Below are 17,819 nucleotides of genomic sequence, written 5' to 3' on the forward strand. Positions count from 1 at the left end.
TTTGCTGTCAAGTGATTATTTTCAGAAGTTTTCCAAGTTTCCTTTTCAACTTCAACCACTTGCGCTTCAGATCTCTCGTCAGCGGGAGGCGAATTCTACAGCGTTACACGCTGCTGTCAACACCTCTTTTTCAACTCCCTTTGTGCTTCGATGAACTGAAGCAACCTGCTGCCGAAAACTGCGTAACTCTTTGTTTACCAAGGAGTTTTCCGTTTCGACTGCGCCGGAAGTGGGGCGAATTATAGACATCTACAATCTGCCGTCAAGCACTGATTCGGGTTTTCTATCAATATCCTGCAGAATGCAGCAAACCGACCCAAATGACGCCTATTTAGAGGAGCCAGAACGCCCCTCTATATAGAAGAGCTTCCCCATAGGCAGCCACAACCCATGTCATAGCCAAAAAATCAGCCCACGTGCACAGACGATTGACTGACCGCCAAAAAACAAAAAAGCACCCAAGGTGCTTTTTTATTATCGCTATCAGTTGAACAAAGCCGACACCCTCGCCCGCGCCATGTGCAGCTTTTTGTAGCTTTCGATCAGGCGAAGGTGCCTGTCGAGCCCTTCCAGTTTCATGCTCGTCGGCGTCAGACCATAGAATCGCACGCTGCCATCCACGGACCCTATCGCCGCGTCCATCCGCTCGTTGCCGAACATCCGGCGGAAGTTGACCTCGTAGTCGCTCAGTTCCAGATCATCGTCCAGCTGCATTTCCAGCACGACGTTCACGGCTTGATAAAACAAGCCGCGCTCGACGGTGTTGTCGTTGTATTGCAAGAAGGCTTCCACCAGATCCTTGGCCTGATCAAACTTCTGCAAGGCGAGATAAATCAGCAGCCTCAGCTCCAGGATCGTCAACTTGCCCCAAGGCGTGTTGTCGTCGAACTCGATGCCGATCAAAGTGGTGATGTCGGTGTAGTCATCCAGCTCGCTGTTTTCCAGACCTTGGGCCAGCGATCTCAGGCCGACTTTGCTCAGGCTGTGCAGGTTCAGGATGTCAGCGCGGAACTGCAACGCTTTGTTGGTGTTATCCCAGATCAAATCTTCTACCGGATAAATTTCCGAGTAACCCGGCACCAGAATGCGGCAGGCCTTGGCACCAATGTGCTCATAGACTGCCATGTACACTTCTTTGCCCATGTCTTCGAGAATGCCGAACAGAGTCGCGGCCTCTTCGGTATTGGAGTTTTCGCCTTGACCGGAGAAATCCCACTCAACGAATTCAAAATCCGGTTTTGCACTAAAGAAGCGCCACGAGACCACACCACTGGAATCGATAAAGTGCTCGACGAAGTTGTTCGGCTCAGTCACCGCCTGACCTTCGAAGGTCGGCTGAGGCAGATCGTTCAGGCCTTCGAAACTGCGGCCTTGCAGCAGCTCCGTCAGGCTGCGCTCCAGCGCCACTTCCAGGCTGGGGTGCGCGCCGAACGAGGCAAACACGCCACCGGTACGCGGGTTCATCAAGGTCACACACATCACCGGGAACTCCCCGCCCAGCGATGCATCCTTGACCAGCACCGGGAAGCCCTGCTCTTCCAGGGCCTGGATACCAGCCAGAATCCCCGGGTATTTCGCCAGTACTTCCTGCGGCACATCCGGCAGGGCCATTTCGCCTTCGAGGATTTCGCGTTTGACCGCGCGCTCGAAGATCTCCGACAGGCACTGCACCTGGGCTTCGGCCAGGGTGTTGCCGGCGCTCATGCCATTGCTCAGGAACAGGTTTTCGATCAGGTTGGACGGAAAGTACACCACCTCATTGTCCGACTGGCGCACAAACGGCAGTGAACAAATGCCACGCTGGGTGTTGCCGGAGTTGGTGTCGTACAGATGCGAACCACGCAACTCGCCATCCCGGTCGTAAATCTTCAGGCAGTACTCGTCGAGGATTTCAGTCGGCAGTTCGTCCTTCGGGCCAGGCTTGAACCAGCGCTCGTCCGGGTAATGCACAAACGCCGCGTTGGCGATGTCCTCGCCCCAGAACTGATCGTTGTAGAAGAAGTTGCAGTTGAGCCGCTCGATAAACTCGCCCAGTGCCGATGCCAGCGCGCCTTCTTTGGTCGCGCCTTTGCCGTTGGTAAAACACATTGGCGAGTGCGCATCGCGGATGTGCAGCGACCACACATTGGGAACGATATTGCGCCACGAAGCGATTTCAATCTTCATGCCCAGGTCAGCCAGGATGCCCGACATGTTGGCGATGGTTTGCTCCAGCGGCAGGTCCTTGCCCACAATGTAGGTGCCCGCTTCGCTGGTCGAGTGCGGCATCAGCAACGCCTGGGCATCGGCGTCGAGGTTTTCGACCTCTTCAATCACAAACTCAGGCCCGGTTTGCACCACCTTCTTTACCGTACAACGGTCGATGGAGCGCAAGATCCCCTGACGGTCCTTGGCGGAAATGTCCGCCGGCAATTCAACCTGAATCTTGAAAATCTGGTTGTAGCGGTTTTCCGGATCAACAATGTTGTTCTGCGACAGGCGGATATTTTCGGTGGGGATATTGCGAGTTTCGCAATACAGCTTCACGAAGTACGCCGCACACAACGCCGACGAAGCCAGGAAGTAATCGAACGGCCCCGGTGCCGAGCCATCGCCCTTGTAGCGAATGGGTTGATCGGCAATCACCGTGAAGTCGTCGAACTTGGCTTCAAGTCGAAGGTTGTCGAGAAAGTTGACCTTGATTTCCATGTGCGATTACCAGAATAACGAGCTAAACGATTTGGCCGCCATTATCCGGTTTTTCGGCACAGACCGTTAACTTTCCGCTATTTATCGATCAACACCACACCGCGCTCCTCAAGCAAGCGCACAAACATCGTCAGGCTCTGCGACACGGTCCCCCTGCGCCACACCAGCCAGGTGCGTAAATAGCGGAACGACTCCGACAAAGGCCAGACACTGACCGTCGTGCATCCAGGCATGCTTTCGAGCATGCTGCGGGGCATCAGCGCCAGGCCGGCACCGGCGCTGACGCAGGCCAGCATGCCGTGATAGGACTCCATTTCGAAAATCTTGCCGGGCACCGCCGCGCCATTGGCGAACCAGCTTTCGAAATGATGGCGATAGGAGCAGTTGGAGCGGAAGGCATAGATGTTTTCGCCATTCACATCCTTGGCCCGATGAATCGGGTCATGGTTGAGGGGTGCGATCAGGACCATTTCCTCCTCGAATGCAGGCACGCCCTCCAACGCCGGATGCAACACCGGACCATCGACAAATGCAGCGGCCAGCCGCCCGGACAGCACTCCATCGATCATGGTCCCGGAGGGGCCGGTGGACAGGTCCAGTTCGACCTTGGCGTGCTTCTGGTTATAGGCGGCCAATAGCTCTGGAATACGTACCGCTGCAGTACTTTCCAGCGAACCCAGGGCGAAGGCTCCCTGCGGTTCTTCACCCGCCACGGTGGCGCGCGCCTCCTGAACCAGGTCGAGAATACGTCGAGCGTAATCCAGAAAGCTCCAGCCGGCCGGCGACAGGCGCAGGCGACTCTTCTCGCGAATGAACAGATCCACACCCAGGTCCAGTTCAAGCTGTTTGATTCTGGTCGTGAGATTCGATGGCACCCGGTGAATATGCTGGGCGGCCACGCTGATGCTGCCGTGCTCGGCGACAGCCTTGAAAATTTCGAGCTGAACCAGATCCAAGCCATTCTCCAAACGTGAACGTTGTGCTCAGTATTATTCAGTTTCCAGAAAACATATAGCCCCATAACCTGAGCACATTCCTACCTCGCAGGACGGTGCCATGACCAACGTATCCAGCCTTACCCATGCCATTTCGATCAACCCCGCCACGGGCGAGCAGATCGGCCATTACCCTTTCGAATCCGATTCGGCATTACAGGCCGCGCTGGCGCGGGCCACTACCGGGTTTCGTGCCTGGCGCGGCAAACCGGTTGAACAGCGCGCGCAACTGTTGATCAACCTCGGCCAGGCCTTGCGCAACAATGCACAGGTCATGGCGAACATGATCACCCAGGAAATGGGTAAGCCGATTGCTCAGGCCCGCGGTGAAATCGAAAAATGTGCGCAGCTCTGCCAGTGGTACGCCGAACACGGCCCCGCCATGCTGAGCCCGGAACCGACTCTGGTGGAAGGAGGTAAGGCACGCATTGAATATCGTCCCCTGGGCCCGATTCTCGCCGTGATGCCGTGGAACTTCCCCATCTGGCAAGTCCTGCGTGGCGCGGTCCCCACCCTGCTCGCCGGCAATACCTACGTACTCAAGCACGCGCCAAACGTCATGGGCAGCACCTACCTGCTGCTGGAGGCCTTCAAGCAAGCGGACTTCCCCGAAGGTGTTTTCGAGGTCATCAACGTCACCCCGGACGGTGTATCCAAGGCGATCGCCGATCCACGCATCGCGGCCGTCACCCTCACCGGTAGCGTGCGAGCGGGCATGGCCATCGGTGCTCAGGCCGGAGCCGCACTGAAGAAATGCGTATTGGAACTGGGTGGCTCCGACCCCTTTATCGTGCTGGACGACGCGGACCTCGATGAGGCGGTAAAAGCCGCCGTGATCGGGCGCTATCAAAACACCGGACAAGTCTGCGCCGCAGCCAAACGACTGATAGTCGAGCAAGGCATTGCCCGGGAATTTACCCGCAAGTTCGTCGAGGCCACCCAACAACTGGTTGTCGGTGATCCACTGGCTACCACCACCTATATCGGCCCGATGGCTCGCTTCGATCTGCGCGATGAACTGGATCAACAGGTGCGCGACACACTAAAAGAAGGCGCGACGTTGCTGATGGGTGGAAAGAAGGCTGAAGGCCCAGGTAACTACTATGAGCCCACTGTACTCGGCGACGTGACCGATCAGATGACATCATTCAAACAGGAATTGTTTGGTCCAGTGGCCTCAATCATCACGGCCCGAGACGCAGCCCATGCGCTGGAGTTGGCCAATGATAGCGAGTTCGGCCTCACCGCCACCCTCTACACGCGCAATGTTGAACTCGCCCGGCAGATGGCCAGCGAACTTGAAACCGGCGGCGTGTTCATCAACGGCTATAGCGCCAGCGATCCGCGTGTCAGTTTTGGTGGCGTGAAGAAGAGTGGCTTTGGCCGTGAACTCTCGCATTTCGGTGTGCGTGAATTCTGTAATGCACAAACGGTTTGGCTGGATCGGCGCTAGGGCCGGTATAAATAGGGGTAATTTTCAGACACGAAAAAGCCCAGCCTTCTCAGGCTGGGCTAATTCATTGAAAAACAGGGTCGGGACGGAGTGATTGAAACTCGCTCCCTGCCACCCCATACAGTTAATCAATACTCATCCCTGGTTCAATTTACCCATCTTCAAGCCCAGTAAAAACGGACCATCCTGCGCATCACTCTCCTCATCGAAGGCGATCAACATTCACACTCCATCGCACCGAAAGTTATTTATCCGGACAAGTACCCCCATCACCTTTCATCCTGTTACACCTTATTGAACAGTGATTACTGGACAAACTCTAACACTCACACTTTCCACAAATAACACCCCTCCCAATAACAGTCAGACCAACATCAATTAGTCTCGCTGACTTCTTATAACATTCGTTGACACTAAGACGTAGACACCCTAGATTAATGGCACTCTGCCAACGCCAAGACGACGCATCAACTTTTAAAAGTTAATGGAATGCTGAGTTTCTGAGTTATTTCATAACTGGTACAACGCATGAAATATGTAGACGATATTGCGAAACTCTTTACACGTTTTGGCGCCAATGCGGAGAGTTACCAGGAAATACAACCGAACTACAAAGATTTCAAAGACGACCCGGTTACACCAGCACTCGCTGAGCCAGAACCGTCGGTGGCCTTGCCTCCCCCAACACCAACACCAACACCAACGCCCCCTGTATTTCTAATGGACGAGCCACAGCCTTCTTTATTGGTTGGCGCGTTGGTCGAGCCTGTGAAGAATGTTGTCCTCTCGCAACCTTCACCCATATCCCCTCCCCTGACCAAGCCACCTGCGAGTTCTGCTACGTGCGATCGTCAGCGATTGAGCGACCTGTTGCGTGAACTCAACCAGGTTCGTCGGGACGGTCTACCAGAAATAACTCGCAAGCGGACCAAGGCGAAGGTCATTGCTATCGTTTCGGCGAATGGTGGAGTGGGTAAAAGCACCGTCGCCGCCGGCCTCGCAAAAACCCTTCGGCGCCCTGGCGGGCGTACCATCGCTATTGATCTGGACCCTCAGAACGCGCTGTCCGGCCACTTGGGTATCACCCGGCAGGTTCCCGGGCTGATCCAGCTCAAAGAACAGCACGCAGACTGGGGCGCTCATCGCCTGCCGGGCTTTAGCGACAGCGAGTGCCTGCCCTTCGGCACTGGCGAGGTGAACGACCGCCGATTGCTCAAGCAGTTGATGCTTGAAGATTCTGACTGGTTGAATCAGCACCTTGCGTCAATGAACCTCAGCGAAAACGATACCGTGATCCTGGACACTCCTTCGGGTGCGACCGTCTATTCGCAACAGGCACTCGACGCCGCCGATCTGGTGCTGGTAATGACGGTGGCCGACGCGGCCTCCTACCTGGCACTGGACACTATGACCCAGTGGCTGGAAACCAGCCCAAGACGCGCGCAGCGGCACCGGTATGTGCTCAACCAACGGGATGACTCGCGTTCGTTCTGCAGGGACATGGGCGTGCTGTTTCGGCGGCGGCTCGGCGCCAACCTGATCGGGACGATTCGCCTCGATCACCAGTTCAACGAGTCGCTGGCCTATGGTCGGGACCTGCTGCAGTACGCACCTGAGAGCATTGGCTGTCAGGACATTCTCTCGCTGTCAGGCGCAGTCCATGCCCTGCTTTTCGCGGATGCTTCCAGCCTGCAGGGCACGCCATGACCGCCCGGCTGAATCAGGCACCTGCGAAGGCGTGGTGGCTGGAGGAGCTATTGGACACTTTCCAGGCTCACGTCAGTCGATGGCCCAAGCGTTGGCGCCAAGGTCTGAAGCTCTCAGCCGGGCTGTTCGCCGCATTGCTGGTGCTGGGTATCCTCACCGCGCCGCTGAACCTGTATTCCCAGGCCGCGTTTGCTGCCGTCTGTTTCGCCACCAGCCTGATTATCCGCAAGCAAGCCGGGCGTCTGGCGATCCTGACGCTGATCACCCTCTCGCTGATCGCTTCGCTGCGCTACATGTACTGGCGCCTGACCGACACCCTGGGCTTCGACAATTGGCTGGATGCCGTATTTGGCTACGGGCTGGTGCTGGCCGAGCTGTATGCCTTGCTCATCCTCGTCTTCGGCTACGTACAGACCGCCTGGCCGCTGCACCGCAAACCGCAGTTTCTGCAACAACCACCCGCTGAATGGCCGACGGTAGACGTTTTCATTCCCACCTATAACGAAGCGTTGGGCATCGTCAAACTGGTGGTGCTTGCCGCTCAGGCCATCGACTGGCCCGAGGGCAAACTGCGGGTGCACATGCTCGATGACGGACGCCGGGAGGAATTCAAGGCTTTCTGTCAGCAGATTGGTGTCAACTACATCACCCGCGACAACAATGACCATGCCAAGGCCGGCAACCTCAACGAAGCACTCAAAGTCACCGACGGCGAGTTCATCGCCATATTCGATGCCGACCACGTGCCCACCCGCTCCTTCCTGCAGATCACCATGGGCTGGTTTTCAAAGGACCCGAACCTGGCGTTGCTGCAAACACCGCACTTCTTCTATTCACCCGATCCGTTCGAAAAAAACCTCGATACCTTTCGCTCGGTACCCAATGAAGGTGAGTTGTTCTACGGCCTGGTGCAGGACGGCAACGACCTGTGGAACGCAGCATTTTTCTGCGGCTCTTGCGCGGTCATCCGGCGGACTCACTTGCTGGAAGTCGGCGGCATCGCCACCGAAACCGTGACGGAGGATGCGCACACGGCACTCAAGCTCAATCGCCGTGGCTTCAATACGGCCTATCTCGCCATTCCACAAGCGGCGGGCCTGGCCACCGAAAGCCTTTCCCGACACATCAGCCAGCGCATACGTTGGGCACGGGGCATGGCGCAGATTTTTCGGACCGACAATCCGCTATTTGGCAAAGGTCTGAACCTGGGGCAGCGCATCTGCTACCTCAACGCCATGATGCACTTTTTCTACAGCCTGCCCCGCCTGGTGTTCTTGACCGCACCCTTGGCCTACCTGTTTTTCGACGCGCAGATTTTCCATGCCTCGGCGTTGATGGTCACGGTCTATGTACTGCCGCATATTTTCCATTCCAGCCTGACCAACTCCGCCATCCAGGGGCGTTTCCGCCATTCCTTCTGGAACGAAGTGTATGAGTCGGTGTTGGCCTGGTACATCATGCGACCGGTACTGTTGGCCCTGATCAGCCCTTCGCTGGGCAAGTTCAATGTGACCGACAAGGGCGGCACCATCGAGAAGGACTATTTCGACTGGAAGCTTGCACGGCCTTACATCGTGCTGCTGACCTTGAACATGATCGGTCTGGTGATTGGCGTGATGAAGCTGGTCGGGAGTGATTCGGCCGAGGTCACGACCTTGCTGATCAACCTGGCCTGGACCGTGTACAACATCATCATCGTCAGCACCGCCGTAGCGGTGGCCACTGAGTCCTCTCAGGTACGCAACGAACCCAGGGTGCCCGCTGACCTGCCCGTGCGTGTCTACCGCGAAGACGGCACCTGGTTCGATTGCAAAACTCAGGACTTCTCACAAAACGGCGTGGGTCTGGCACTGCCACCGCAGGTGCAGCTCAACGTCGATGAGAAGCTGCGGCTGTGCATTTTGCGCACGCCGCCTTCAAGCCTATTTCCCGCAACAACGATCTTCAACAACGACGGCGTTGCAGGCGTGCAATTCGAAGGTTTGACCCTGCGCCAGCAAAGTGAACTGGTGCGACTGACCTTTTCACGGGCCGACACCTGGGCCAATACCTGGGGTAACGGCCGCCTCGACGCGCCCATGTCGGCATTGCGCGAGGTCAGCAGCATTGGCTTACGCGCCATCCTGCGCTTGTTCGTTGCAAGCCTGAAGGACAGCCACGCGCTGCTGCGCAAACGCCCCGACACTCCATCACCCATCGACTCCACCGCGGACACGCAACGATCTTGAAGCCTTCCACTCGCCGGACCTTTCTTCCTCGTCGCTCACTCATGCTGATCGCCTGCTCGCTAGTGGGCTGGAACGGCTGGGCATTGAGTGCTGCCGCCCAAATCAGCGCCACAGAGCCGGCGGTGTTGCCGGTCGCATCGTTGCCCGTGACCGATGCCCCGGGCAACAGCTATACCCGCACCCTCAAGGAGCTGGGCAAAAGCTATTCGATGACCCTAAAAGGCGTGGAGGCTACCGACAGTGTGAATTTCGATGTGCGCGCCGATGAGGTCGTCACGGCTGCACAGGTCACGCTGCAGTACAGCTACTCACCGGCGCTGCTGGCCGACCTTTCGCAAATCAACGTGCTGATCAACGATCAAGTGGCCGCCAGCCTGCCCCTCCCGAAGGAAGAGGCCGGTAAATTGCAGACCCGGACCGTGCAGATTCCGCCGCAGACCATCACCGAATTCAATCGGCTCAGCCTGCAGTTCATCGGTCATTACACGATGCAATGTGAAGACCCTTTGCACTCCAGCCTTTGGGCCAGGATCGGCAACGAGAGCCAGCTGAGCCTCCAGGTGACGTCGATTAAACAGCCCAACGACCTGTCCGCTCTGCCGCTTCCCCTGTTCGATCGTCGAGACGCCTCGCCCCTGAAGCTGCCCTTCGTGTTCGCCACGCGCCCGGGCGGTCCTGAGCTTGAGGCCGCCGGGATCCTGTCGTCCTGGTTTGGCGCCCTGGCCAGCTACCGTGGCGCAACCTTCCCTGCCAGCCTCACCAGCCTGCCGGCCAAGGGCAACGCGGTGGTGTTTGTCATCGGTAACGAATCAACGACCTTGAGTGGTTTGCCGATCAAAGAGGCCACGGGGCCGACATTGACCCTCATGAGCAACCCGAATGATGCTCAGGGCAAACTGTTGATCGTCTCCGGGCGCGATGGCGCCGATCTCAAGGTCGCCGCGACAGCGTTGGTCCTCGGCGGCTCGGCCTTTTCCGGACAGAGCGTGGTGATCGACCGGATCGACTCGCTCAAGCCACGCCAACCGTACGACGCGCCAAACTGGCTGCCCTCCGATCGCCCGGTTCGCCTGGGTGAGCTGGCCAAGCCCGCAGAACTCAATGTGTCGGGTTACAACCCGGGACAAATGACGGTGGCGCTGCGCTTGCCACCCGACCTGTTCAACTGGCGTGAGCCCGGTGCGCAACTTGACCTGAAATACCGCTATACGCCGCAACCGGTCTCCACAAACTCTTCGTTGCTGATCAGTTTCAACGACACCTTCATCAAGTCGATCGACCTGCCCTCGATCGAGAAACTCGGCAACAGCGACAGCCTGCTGTCGATGCTCAAAACCGACGACAGCCTGGCCCGCACGTCGCGCATGCTGTTGCCGCTCAATTCAGTTGCGCTGCAATCGCGCCTGCAATTTCGCTTCATGTATGACTACATCAAACAGGGCGAATGCCGCGACATCATCATCGACAACATGCGCGGTGTGATCGACCCGGACTCGACCCTGGACCTCAGCCAGTACGAACACTTCATGGCCATGCCCAACCTCGGGGTGTTCAAGGACAGTGGCTTCCCGTTCACCCGCATGGCCGACCTGTCTGAAACATCGGTGATCCTGCCCAACGAGCCAGGCCCGGCCGACCTGAGCGCCTATCTGACCCTGCTGGGCCGCTTCGGCGACTCCACCGGTTATCCGGCCACCGGCGTGAAGGTGGTCCACGCCGATCAGGTGGCCGAGCAAAGCGACCGGGATTTGCTGGTACTCGCCTCGGGCAACAATCAGCCGCTGCTACAGCAATGGCAAAGCCTTCTGCCGGCTAAAGGCGAAGACGCTGCGCAGTACTTTGAACTGTCTGACCTGCCCTTGCGCCTGCGCAACTGGATCAGCCCGGATACGAAAACCAATCTACGCGAAGCGCGCAGCAGCTTCAGGTTTAGCGCTGAGGACGGCAGTGCTTATCTGACCGGATTCGAATCGCCGCTCAAGAGTGGCCGCAGCGTGGTGTTTATCGCCGGCACAAGGCCAGACGGCCTGGCCGACGTGACCAACGCCCTGCTCAGCAGCGAAGAAAATGCCCAGCAATTGCAAGGCAGTCTGGTGGTGGTCAGGGGCAAGCATGTCGAGTCGTTAGTCGCCGAGCAGGACTACTACGTCGGGCGCCTGGGTCCGTTGCGCTATCTGCAGTGGTACCTCTCGCAGAACGTAATTGCGCTCATGCTGTTCACCCTCCTCGGGGTCCTGCTGCTTGCTTGCATGGCCTATCTGGCCCTGCGCTTACGGGCCAAACGTCGTCTTGGCCAATGAGCCGCGCAGGCCTGTGTCGTCCATGAGCAGCCGGGGTACTTCACTTCGCCAGGGCCTGCGCGGTAACGCGCGCAGGTTGAGCGCTGTGCTTACGCTTGCCCTGCTGGCGCCGGCGATAGCGGCCGCAAACTCCTGCGAGGCGCCAGCCTGGCCACTGTGGCAAACCTACGCAACGCGCTTCGTCCAGGACGACGGCCGGGTTCTTGAATCGAGCCTGAAGAGCAATCACAGCACCTCTGAAGGGCAGTCCTACGGCATGCTCTTCGCACTGATCGGCAACGATCAGCCACGCTTCGACACGCTCTGGCGCTGGACCTCGGCCAATCTCGCCGGCGCAGACATCGCCACACGCCTGCCGGGCTGGTTATGGGGGCAAGACACGGACGGTCAGTGGCGCCTGCAAGACGCCAATTCGGCCGCCGACGCCGACCTGTGGATCGCCTACGCCCTGCTCGAAGCCGCACGCCTGTGGGATCGGCCGGACTATCGCCAGGACGCCCTGCACCTGATGGCGACGATCGAAGCGCAATTGGTCGTCAACCTGCCCGGGCTGGGTCCGATGGTATTGCCTGGACCACAGGGCTTCGTCCAGCCGGACGCACTCTGGCGCCTGAACCCCAGCTACCTGCCACTGCCGCTGTTACGGCGGCTGGCCAAGGAAGCACCGTCCGGGCCCTGGCAAGCGATCGCCCGCAACACCGCGACGATGATCGCCCAATCCAGCCGCCACGGCTTCGTCGCGGACTGGGTCGGTTATCAAGGCACTTCAGCGCAATCGGGTGTCTTCGTCAGCGATCCGATCAATGGCGACACGGGCAGCTACGACGCCATTCGCGTGTACCTCTGGCTGGGCATGAGTGATACCTCCGAGCCGCTGGCAGCGCTGCTGCTCAAACGGCTGGACGGCATGGCCCGCAGCACTGTCGCGACGGGTTCCCCCCCGGAAACGGTCGAGGTTCGCCACGGCAGTGCCCGGGGTCAGAGCCCGTTCGGATTCCGGGCTGCGCTGATTCCCTACCTTCAGGCCAAGGGGCAACCCGGGTTGGCCGATCAGCAGCGACACCGCGTGGAACTCGCCTTGCGCGAGGCACTGGCCAGGCCTGATGCCGACGTCGGTCCGCCGCGTTACTACGACTTGATGCTCAGCCTGTTCGCGCTCGGCTGGGCAGATAAACATTACCGATTCCGGGAAGACGGAACGCTGAAACTCTCCTGGGAGACCGCATGCACGCGCACCACCGCACGCTAGTCATCGCCGCCATGAGCGCATGGACGGCCGCTGCTGCCCACGCTCAAAGTCCGACGCCACAGACATTACTCGTCGAGCAAGGGCAGTACTGGCAGTTGCACAAAAACCCTCAACGCGCTGCGGAAGTCTGGCTGAAAGTCCTGCTGCTGGACCCGGTCCAGGTTGACGCACTGTATGGCCTGGGTTTGATCGGCGTGCAACAGGGCAAGCCACAACAGGCGCAGCAATACCTCGCCCGCTTGCAGGCCATCGAGCCAGCGCCTCGGCAGGCACTGCAATTGGCGCAGGACATCGCCCTGGCACAACCGCAGAGCCAGCAGCGCCTGGAAGAGGCTCGGCGCCTCGTCGATGCCGGTGAGCGCGACAAGGCGACCGCCGAGTTTCGCTCGCTGTTCGATGGCCGTCCGCCTCAAGGCACGATCGGTCGCGAGTATTACAACAACCTTGCCTTCAATCAGGCTGACTGGCCTGAAGCACGCAGCGGATTTCAGCGCCTGCAACGAGAAATGCCCAATGACTCGATCGTCGCGCTGTTTTACGCCAAGCATCTGGTGCGCCATGAAGACAGCCGTGCCGAAGGTATCCGCGCCCTGGCCGCGCTGACCCAGCGTACCGACATTGCCGGTGATGCCGACGAAAGCTGGCGCCTGGCGCTGACCTGGATCGGTCCACCCAATCCGGCACAAGTGCCGTTGTTCGAGGCGTACCTCAAGACGCATCCGGATGACGTGGAAATTCGGGCGCAGATGGACAAGGGCAAGCAACAGGTAGTAGCAACGACGGCCAGCAAGGCATGGCAACCGCCCGCCGACGTCGCGCGCGGCCTGAAGGCGCTCAAGGCAGGCGATCAGGCCACCGCCGAACAGGCATTTCAAGCGCGCTTGAAAACCCAACCTGATGATGCCGACGCGCTGGGCGGCCTTGGGGTTGTTCGCCAGCAGCAACACCGACTGGCCGAAGCGGAAAAGCTCCTGGTTCAGGCCACGCGACAACCTGACGGCAGCCAGTGGCAAGTCGCGCTGAACGAAGTGCGCTACTGGTCTGCGTTGCAGCAGGCTCGGGACGCCCAGGCCAAAGGCCAGACAGCCCAGGCACAGGCCCTGGTAAACCAGGCGCTGCGCCTGGCCCCGAACGGGGTCGACGCTCGCCTCGCCCTGGCGGATATTCAGGCCAGCGCGGGTCAGTTCGATGACGCTCAGGGCAACTATCGCCAGGTATTGAACCTGCGCCGCGACGACCCTCAAGCACAGGAAGGGCTGGTCAACGTGCTGCTCAAGAGCGGCAAGAACGATGAAGCGCTGCAACTGATCAACAGCCTGCCCGCCACCGGGCAGGCAAAGATCGGCCAGTCCGCACGCCTGAAAGCCTTGCGTGCGACGCAACTGGCCGCCCTCGCCGAACAACGCAACGACCTGCCCGCAGCGCGCAACGCCTTGCAAGACGCGTTGCGCTACGAACCGGACAACATCTGGACGCGTTTCGCCCTGGCCCGCCTGAACCTGGCGATGGACGAACCGCAAAAGGCCCGGGACCTGATCAACGCCATGCTCCAGGCCCATCCCGACAATGCCGATGCGCTTTACGTCAGCGCCTTGCTGTCGGTCCAGATGGGTGAGTGGAAAGCCGCACAGACAACATTGGGACGCTTGCGCCCCGACCAGCGCACCCCGGACATGCAAGCGCTGGCCGCTGATGTCAGCCTCAACCTGCAACTCAGCCAGGCGATAGAGTTGGGCAAACGCGGACAGCGCCAGGAAGCCCTGACCTTGCTCGATCGTATTCAGCCGATGGCCAACAACAGTCCGGATCGCACAGCGAGCCTGGCTACGGCCTATGTCGACATCGGCGAACCGACCCGTGCACTGGCCCTCATGCGCGGCCAGTTGCAACACACCACGGCGCCCTCGGCGGATTTCATCCTGCAATACGCCGCTGTCCTGCTTAAATCCGGAGAAGACGCACAGGTCAACGAGATTCTGCGCGACCTTCAGAACAGGCCCTTGAACGCGCCGGCTCGCAAGCGTTTCGACGACCTGCTCTACCTCTATCGCATCCGCCAGGCTGACCAACTGCGTGAACGCGGCGATCTGGCCAATGCCTATGACACGCTGGCGCCCGCACTGGCACAACGTCCCGGTGACAGCGCTGCCGTCGCAGCCCTGGCGCGGATGTACTCGGCCAATGGCGACACGGCAAAAGCCCTCGAACTCTACAAACCGCTGTTACAGCGCCAGCCAAACGACCCACAACTGCTGCTGGGTGCTGCCGACGCGGCGGTGCTGGCACATGACACGGCCTTTGCAGAACAGGCGCTGCAACAGCTGCTCAAGACCGAATCCGGTAACCCTCAAACGCTGACCGAGGCCGCACGTCTCTACCAGAACATGGGCAAAACCGGCACGGCCACCGATCTGCTGCGCAAGGCCGTGGCCATCGAACAGAGCGAGAAACGCAGAAGCCAGGGCGGCCAACTGGCCGGTTCGACGGTGGCGCCCAACCCTTTTGCCGGGGTGTCGGGCTCACGTAACGAAGTCAGTCGCGACACTTTACTGGCAGCCATCCCGCCACCGGTTCAAGAGATGCCGGGCCGCATGACGTCCCACACCCCTTTCGGCGTCGATGCCCCGCCAAGGCCGCAGCAGGCGAGCAATCCATTCGAGTCGCAGCTGCCACGCGCAGCATTGGTGAGCGAGGACATCAGCCCCGCGCAACTGGCACTGAATAAAATCCTCCAGGAGCGCAGTGCCTACGTCACCCAGGGCGTGAGCATTCGTAGCAACGACAGTGAGTCGGAACTGAGCAAACTGACCGACATTGAAACACCGCTGGAAATCAATATTCCGCTGGATGAAAGCCGCGTCGCCCTGCGCGTGACGCCGGTCTCGCTGAACGCCGGCAGTGCCAGCAGCGAGGCGTTGTCGCGTTTTGGCAATGGTGCGCAGAGCGGCAGCGTCGGTTCGCAAAAAGCCGAGGGCGTCGGCCTTTCCGTCGCCATTCAACGGCCCGCGGATGGGCTCAAAGCCGATCTCGGCACCACCCCCCTCGGCTTCAAATACAGCACAGCCACCGGCGGCATCAGCGTTGATCGCCCCATCAGCGACACCTCTAATGTCCGTTACGGCGTGAGCGTTTCCCGGCGTCCGGTGACTGACAGCGTCACCTCGTTTGCCGGCACCACGGACAAACGCAGCGGGCAGTCCTGGGGCGGAGTGACCGCCAATGGCGGGCGCGGCCAGTTGAGCTTCGACGACAACGAAGTCGGCGTATATGGCTACGCCTCCTGGCACCAGTTATTGGGCAACCATGTCGAGTCCAACAGCCGTAGTGAACTGGGCAGCGGTGTGTACTGGTACCTGCAAAACGCAACGGACAGCAAACTGACCGTCGGCCTGAGCATGACCGGCATCAGCTACGCCAACAACCAGGACTATTTCACATACGGCCACGGCGGCTATTTCAGCCCGCAGACGTTCTTCGCCCTGGGCGTACCGGTGACCTGGGCACAACGCACCGGGCGCTTGACGTATCAAGTCAAGGGTTCGGTCGGCGTGCAGCATTTCGAGCAGGACAGCGTCGACTATTTCCCGACCGACAAAGCCCTGCAGGCGGCCTCGGGCCTGCGCTACGCCGGGCAAAACAAAACCGGGATCGGCTACAGCGTCGCCGCGGCGGCTGAATACAAGGTCGCTTCGAACTTCCTGCTGGGCGCCAATCTGGGCCTGGACAACGCCCGCGACTACCAACAAATCAGCGGTGCCCTGTCCTTGCGCTACCAGTTCGAGGAGATCAACGGCCCCATGAGCCTGCCGGTCAGCCCGTACACCTCGCCTTATTCCAACTGATCATTCTGGAGCTTTCGATGCCCACTTCTGCCCTTGCCGGTCTGACTCTCCTTGTCCTTGGGGAGAGCCACATGAGCCTTGCGGACCATTTGCTGGAGCCGCTGCACGACAACCTGACGCGCCAAGGCGCCCAGGTCCACTCCATCGGTGCCTGCGGCGCCAGCGCCGGCGACTGGCTGATCAGCAAGAAGGTCGACTGCGGTGCCGAGCGCAAAGGCAACGACAAGATCGTGATCAAGGGCCGTGACGCCACTACCACACCGATCCAGGACCTGATCGCCGCCGACAAGCCCGACCTGGTGGTACTGGTCATCGGCGACACCATGGCGTCCTATGACAAGCCGGTGTTTCCGAAGGCCTGGGCATGGCAAAGCGTCACCGGCCTGGCCAAGGCCATCGCGGCCACCGGGACCCGCTGCGCCTGGGTGGGCCCGGCCTGGGGCAAAGCCGGTGGCATGTACCAGAAGAATGACGCCCGCACCCAGTTGATGTCGCAGTTTCTGGCCGCGAACGTGGCGCCTTGCACCTACATCGATTCGCTGACGTTTTCCAAACCCGGACAGTGGATCACCACCGACGGCCAGCACTTCACCGTCGCCGGTTATCAATCCTGGGGCAATGCGATCGGTGATGCCGTGACCAAACTGCCCGCTGACCGCATCAGCAGCACAGGAGCCGGTAAATGACCCGATCCGCATTCAGCTGGGCACTGTTCGCGCCCTTGATGCTGAGCCTGCACGCCGAGGCTGCCGACATTGCCCTGTACCCGACGGGTCCGGATCAGGACTCGGCCTTCCTCCGCTTTATCAATGCCGCCGACAGCCCACTGCAACTGCTCGCCGAAGGCTCGCGGGCTAGCCTCAAACTCGAAGGCACCCATGCTGTGTCCGACTACTTGCCCGTGCCCGCCAACCAGCCGATCAAGGGCACCCTGGAACGCAACGGCAATAGCCAGCCGCTGGACATTCAGGTGGCGGCAGGCGAATTCGCCAGCGTGATCGCCTTGCCGGACAGCGCACAAGGTATCCGCCAGGTCGTCATCCGTGAGCAACCCGACGATTTCAATAGCCTGAGGGCCTCGCTGGCGTTTATCAGCGCCGATCCTGCGTGCACCCAGGCCGGGTTGCGCGCTGCGGGGAAGAACGCCGACCTGTTCAAGGAAGTGGCCAACGGCAGCGTGCAACGCCGAGCGATCAACCCGGTCAGCCTGTCGGTTCAATTGGTCTGCGCCCAAACCAACGTCGGTGCCCCGCTGGACCTGGGCCAGCTCAAGGCCGGCGAGCGCTACAGCGTCGTGCTGCTGCCTGGCGCAAATGGCCCTTACCTGTTGCTCGCGACTGACGTCCTGGCCCACTGA

General features: G+C 59.8%; 10 protein-coding genes. 8 read left to right on the forward strand and 2 right to left on the reverse strand.

The window, feature by feature from the left end; translation table 11 throughout:
* Window positions 1-483: 483 nt before the first annotated feature.
* Together AC1RS8_RS23385 and ptrR are read right to left on the reverse strand one after the other, a co-directional pair.
* Complete coding sequence (locus AC1RS8_RS23385; protein WP_150812773.1) at window positions 484-2,688, reverse strand: OsmC domain/YcaO domain-containing protein; 2,205 nt, start codon at window positions 2,686-2,688, stop codon at window positions 484-486.
* A 77-nt stretch (window positions 2,689-2,765) separates the two neighbouring features.
* Complete coding sequence (ptrR, locus tag AC1RS8_RS23390; RefSeq protein ID WP_150812772.1) at window positions 2,766-3,644, reverse strand: putrescine utilization regulator PtrR; 879 nt, start codon at window positions 3,642-3,644, stop codon at window positions 2,766-2,768.
* 100 nt (window positions 3,645-3,744) lie between these two features.
* Between ptrR and AC1RS8_RS23395 the strand changes: the two genes are divergently transcribed.
* From AC1RS8_RS23395 to AC1RS8_RS23430, 8 genes are all read left to right on the forward strand, one after another.
* A complete protein-coding gene (locus tag AC1RS8_RS23395) occupies window positions 3,745-5,136 on the forward strand; it encodes an aldehyde dehydrogenase family protein (RefSeq protein ID WP_489340332.1) in 1,392 nt (463 codons plus the stop codon).
* Between the two features lie 528 nt (window positions 5,137-5,664).
* On the forward strand, window positions 5,665-6,843 hold the full coding sequence (gene bcsQ, locus AC1RS8_RS23400) for a cellulose biosynthesis protein BcsQ (RefSeq protein ID WP_489340331.1): 1,179 nt from the start codon (window positions 5,665-5,667) through the stop codon (window positions 6,841-6,843).
* Entirely contained in the window at window positions 6,840-9,071 is a 2,232-nt protein-coding gene (gene bcsA / locus AC1RS8_RS23405) for a UDP-forming cellulose synthase catalytic subunit (protein ID WP_489340330.1), read from the forward strand. Before bcsQ ends, bcsA begins: the two co-directional genes overlap by 4 nt.
* Complete coding sequence (gene bcsB / locus AC1RS8_RS23410; protein ID WP_489340329.1) at window positions 9,068-11,371, forward strand: cellulose biosynthesis cyclic di-GMP-binding regulatory protein BcsB; 2,304 nt, start codon at window positions 9,068-9,070, stop codon at window positions 11,369-11,371. Before bcsA ends, bcsB begins: the two co-directional genes overlap by 4 nt.
* A gap of 22 nt (window positions 11,372-11,393) precedes the next feature.
* A complete protein-coding gene (bcsZ, locus tag AC1RS8_RS23415; RefSeq protein ID WP_489340328.1) occupies window positions 11,394-12,620 on the forward strand; it encodes a cellulose synthase complex periplasmic endoglucanase BcsZ in 1,227 nt (408 codons plus the stop codon).
* Window positions 12,596-16,462: a cellulose synthase subunit BcsC-related outer membrane protein gene (locus AC1RS8_RS23420; protein ID WP_489340327.1), complete on the forward strand. Its 3,867-nt coding sequence runs from the start codon at window positions 12,596-12,598 to the stop codon at window positions 16,460-16,462. Before bcsZ ends, AC1RS8_RS23420 begins: the two co-directional genes overlap by 25 nt.
* 17 nt (window positions 16,463-16,479) lie before the next feature.
* Window positions 16,480-17,148, forward strand: a complete 669-nt coding sequence (locus AC1RS8_RS23425; RefSeq protein ID WP_489340326.1) for an SGNH/GDSL hydrolase family protein — start codon at window positions 16,480-16,482, stop codon at window positions 17,146-17,148.
* The gene (locus tag AC1RS8_RS23430; RefSeq protein ID WP_429521181.1) at window positions 17,145-17,819 is read left to right on the forward strand and encodes an alginate O-acetyltransferase AlgF; all 675 of its coding nucleotides are present in this window, start codon (window positions 17,145-17,147) and stop codon (window positions 17,817-17,819) included. The genes AC1RS8_RS23425 and AC1RS8_RS23430 overlap by 4 nt, the downstream gene beginning before the upstream one ends.

This window comes from Pseudomonas sp. GW821-FHT12A04, from assembly GCF_058807755.1.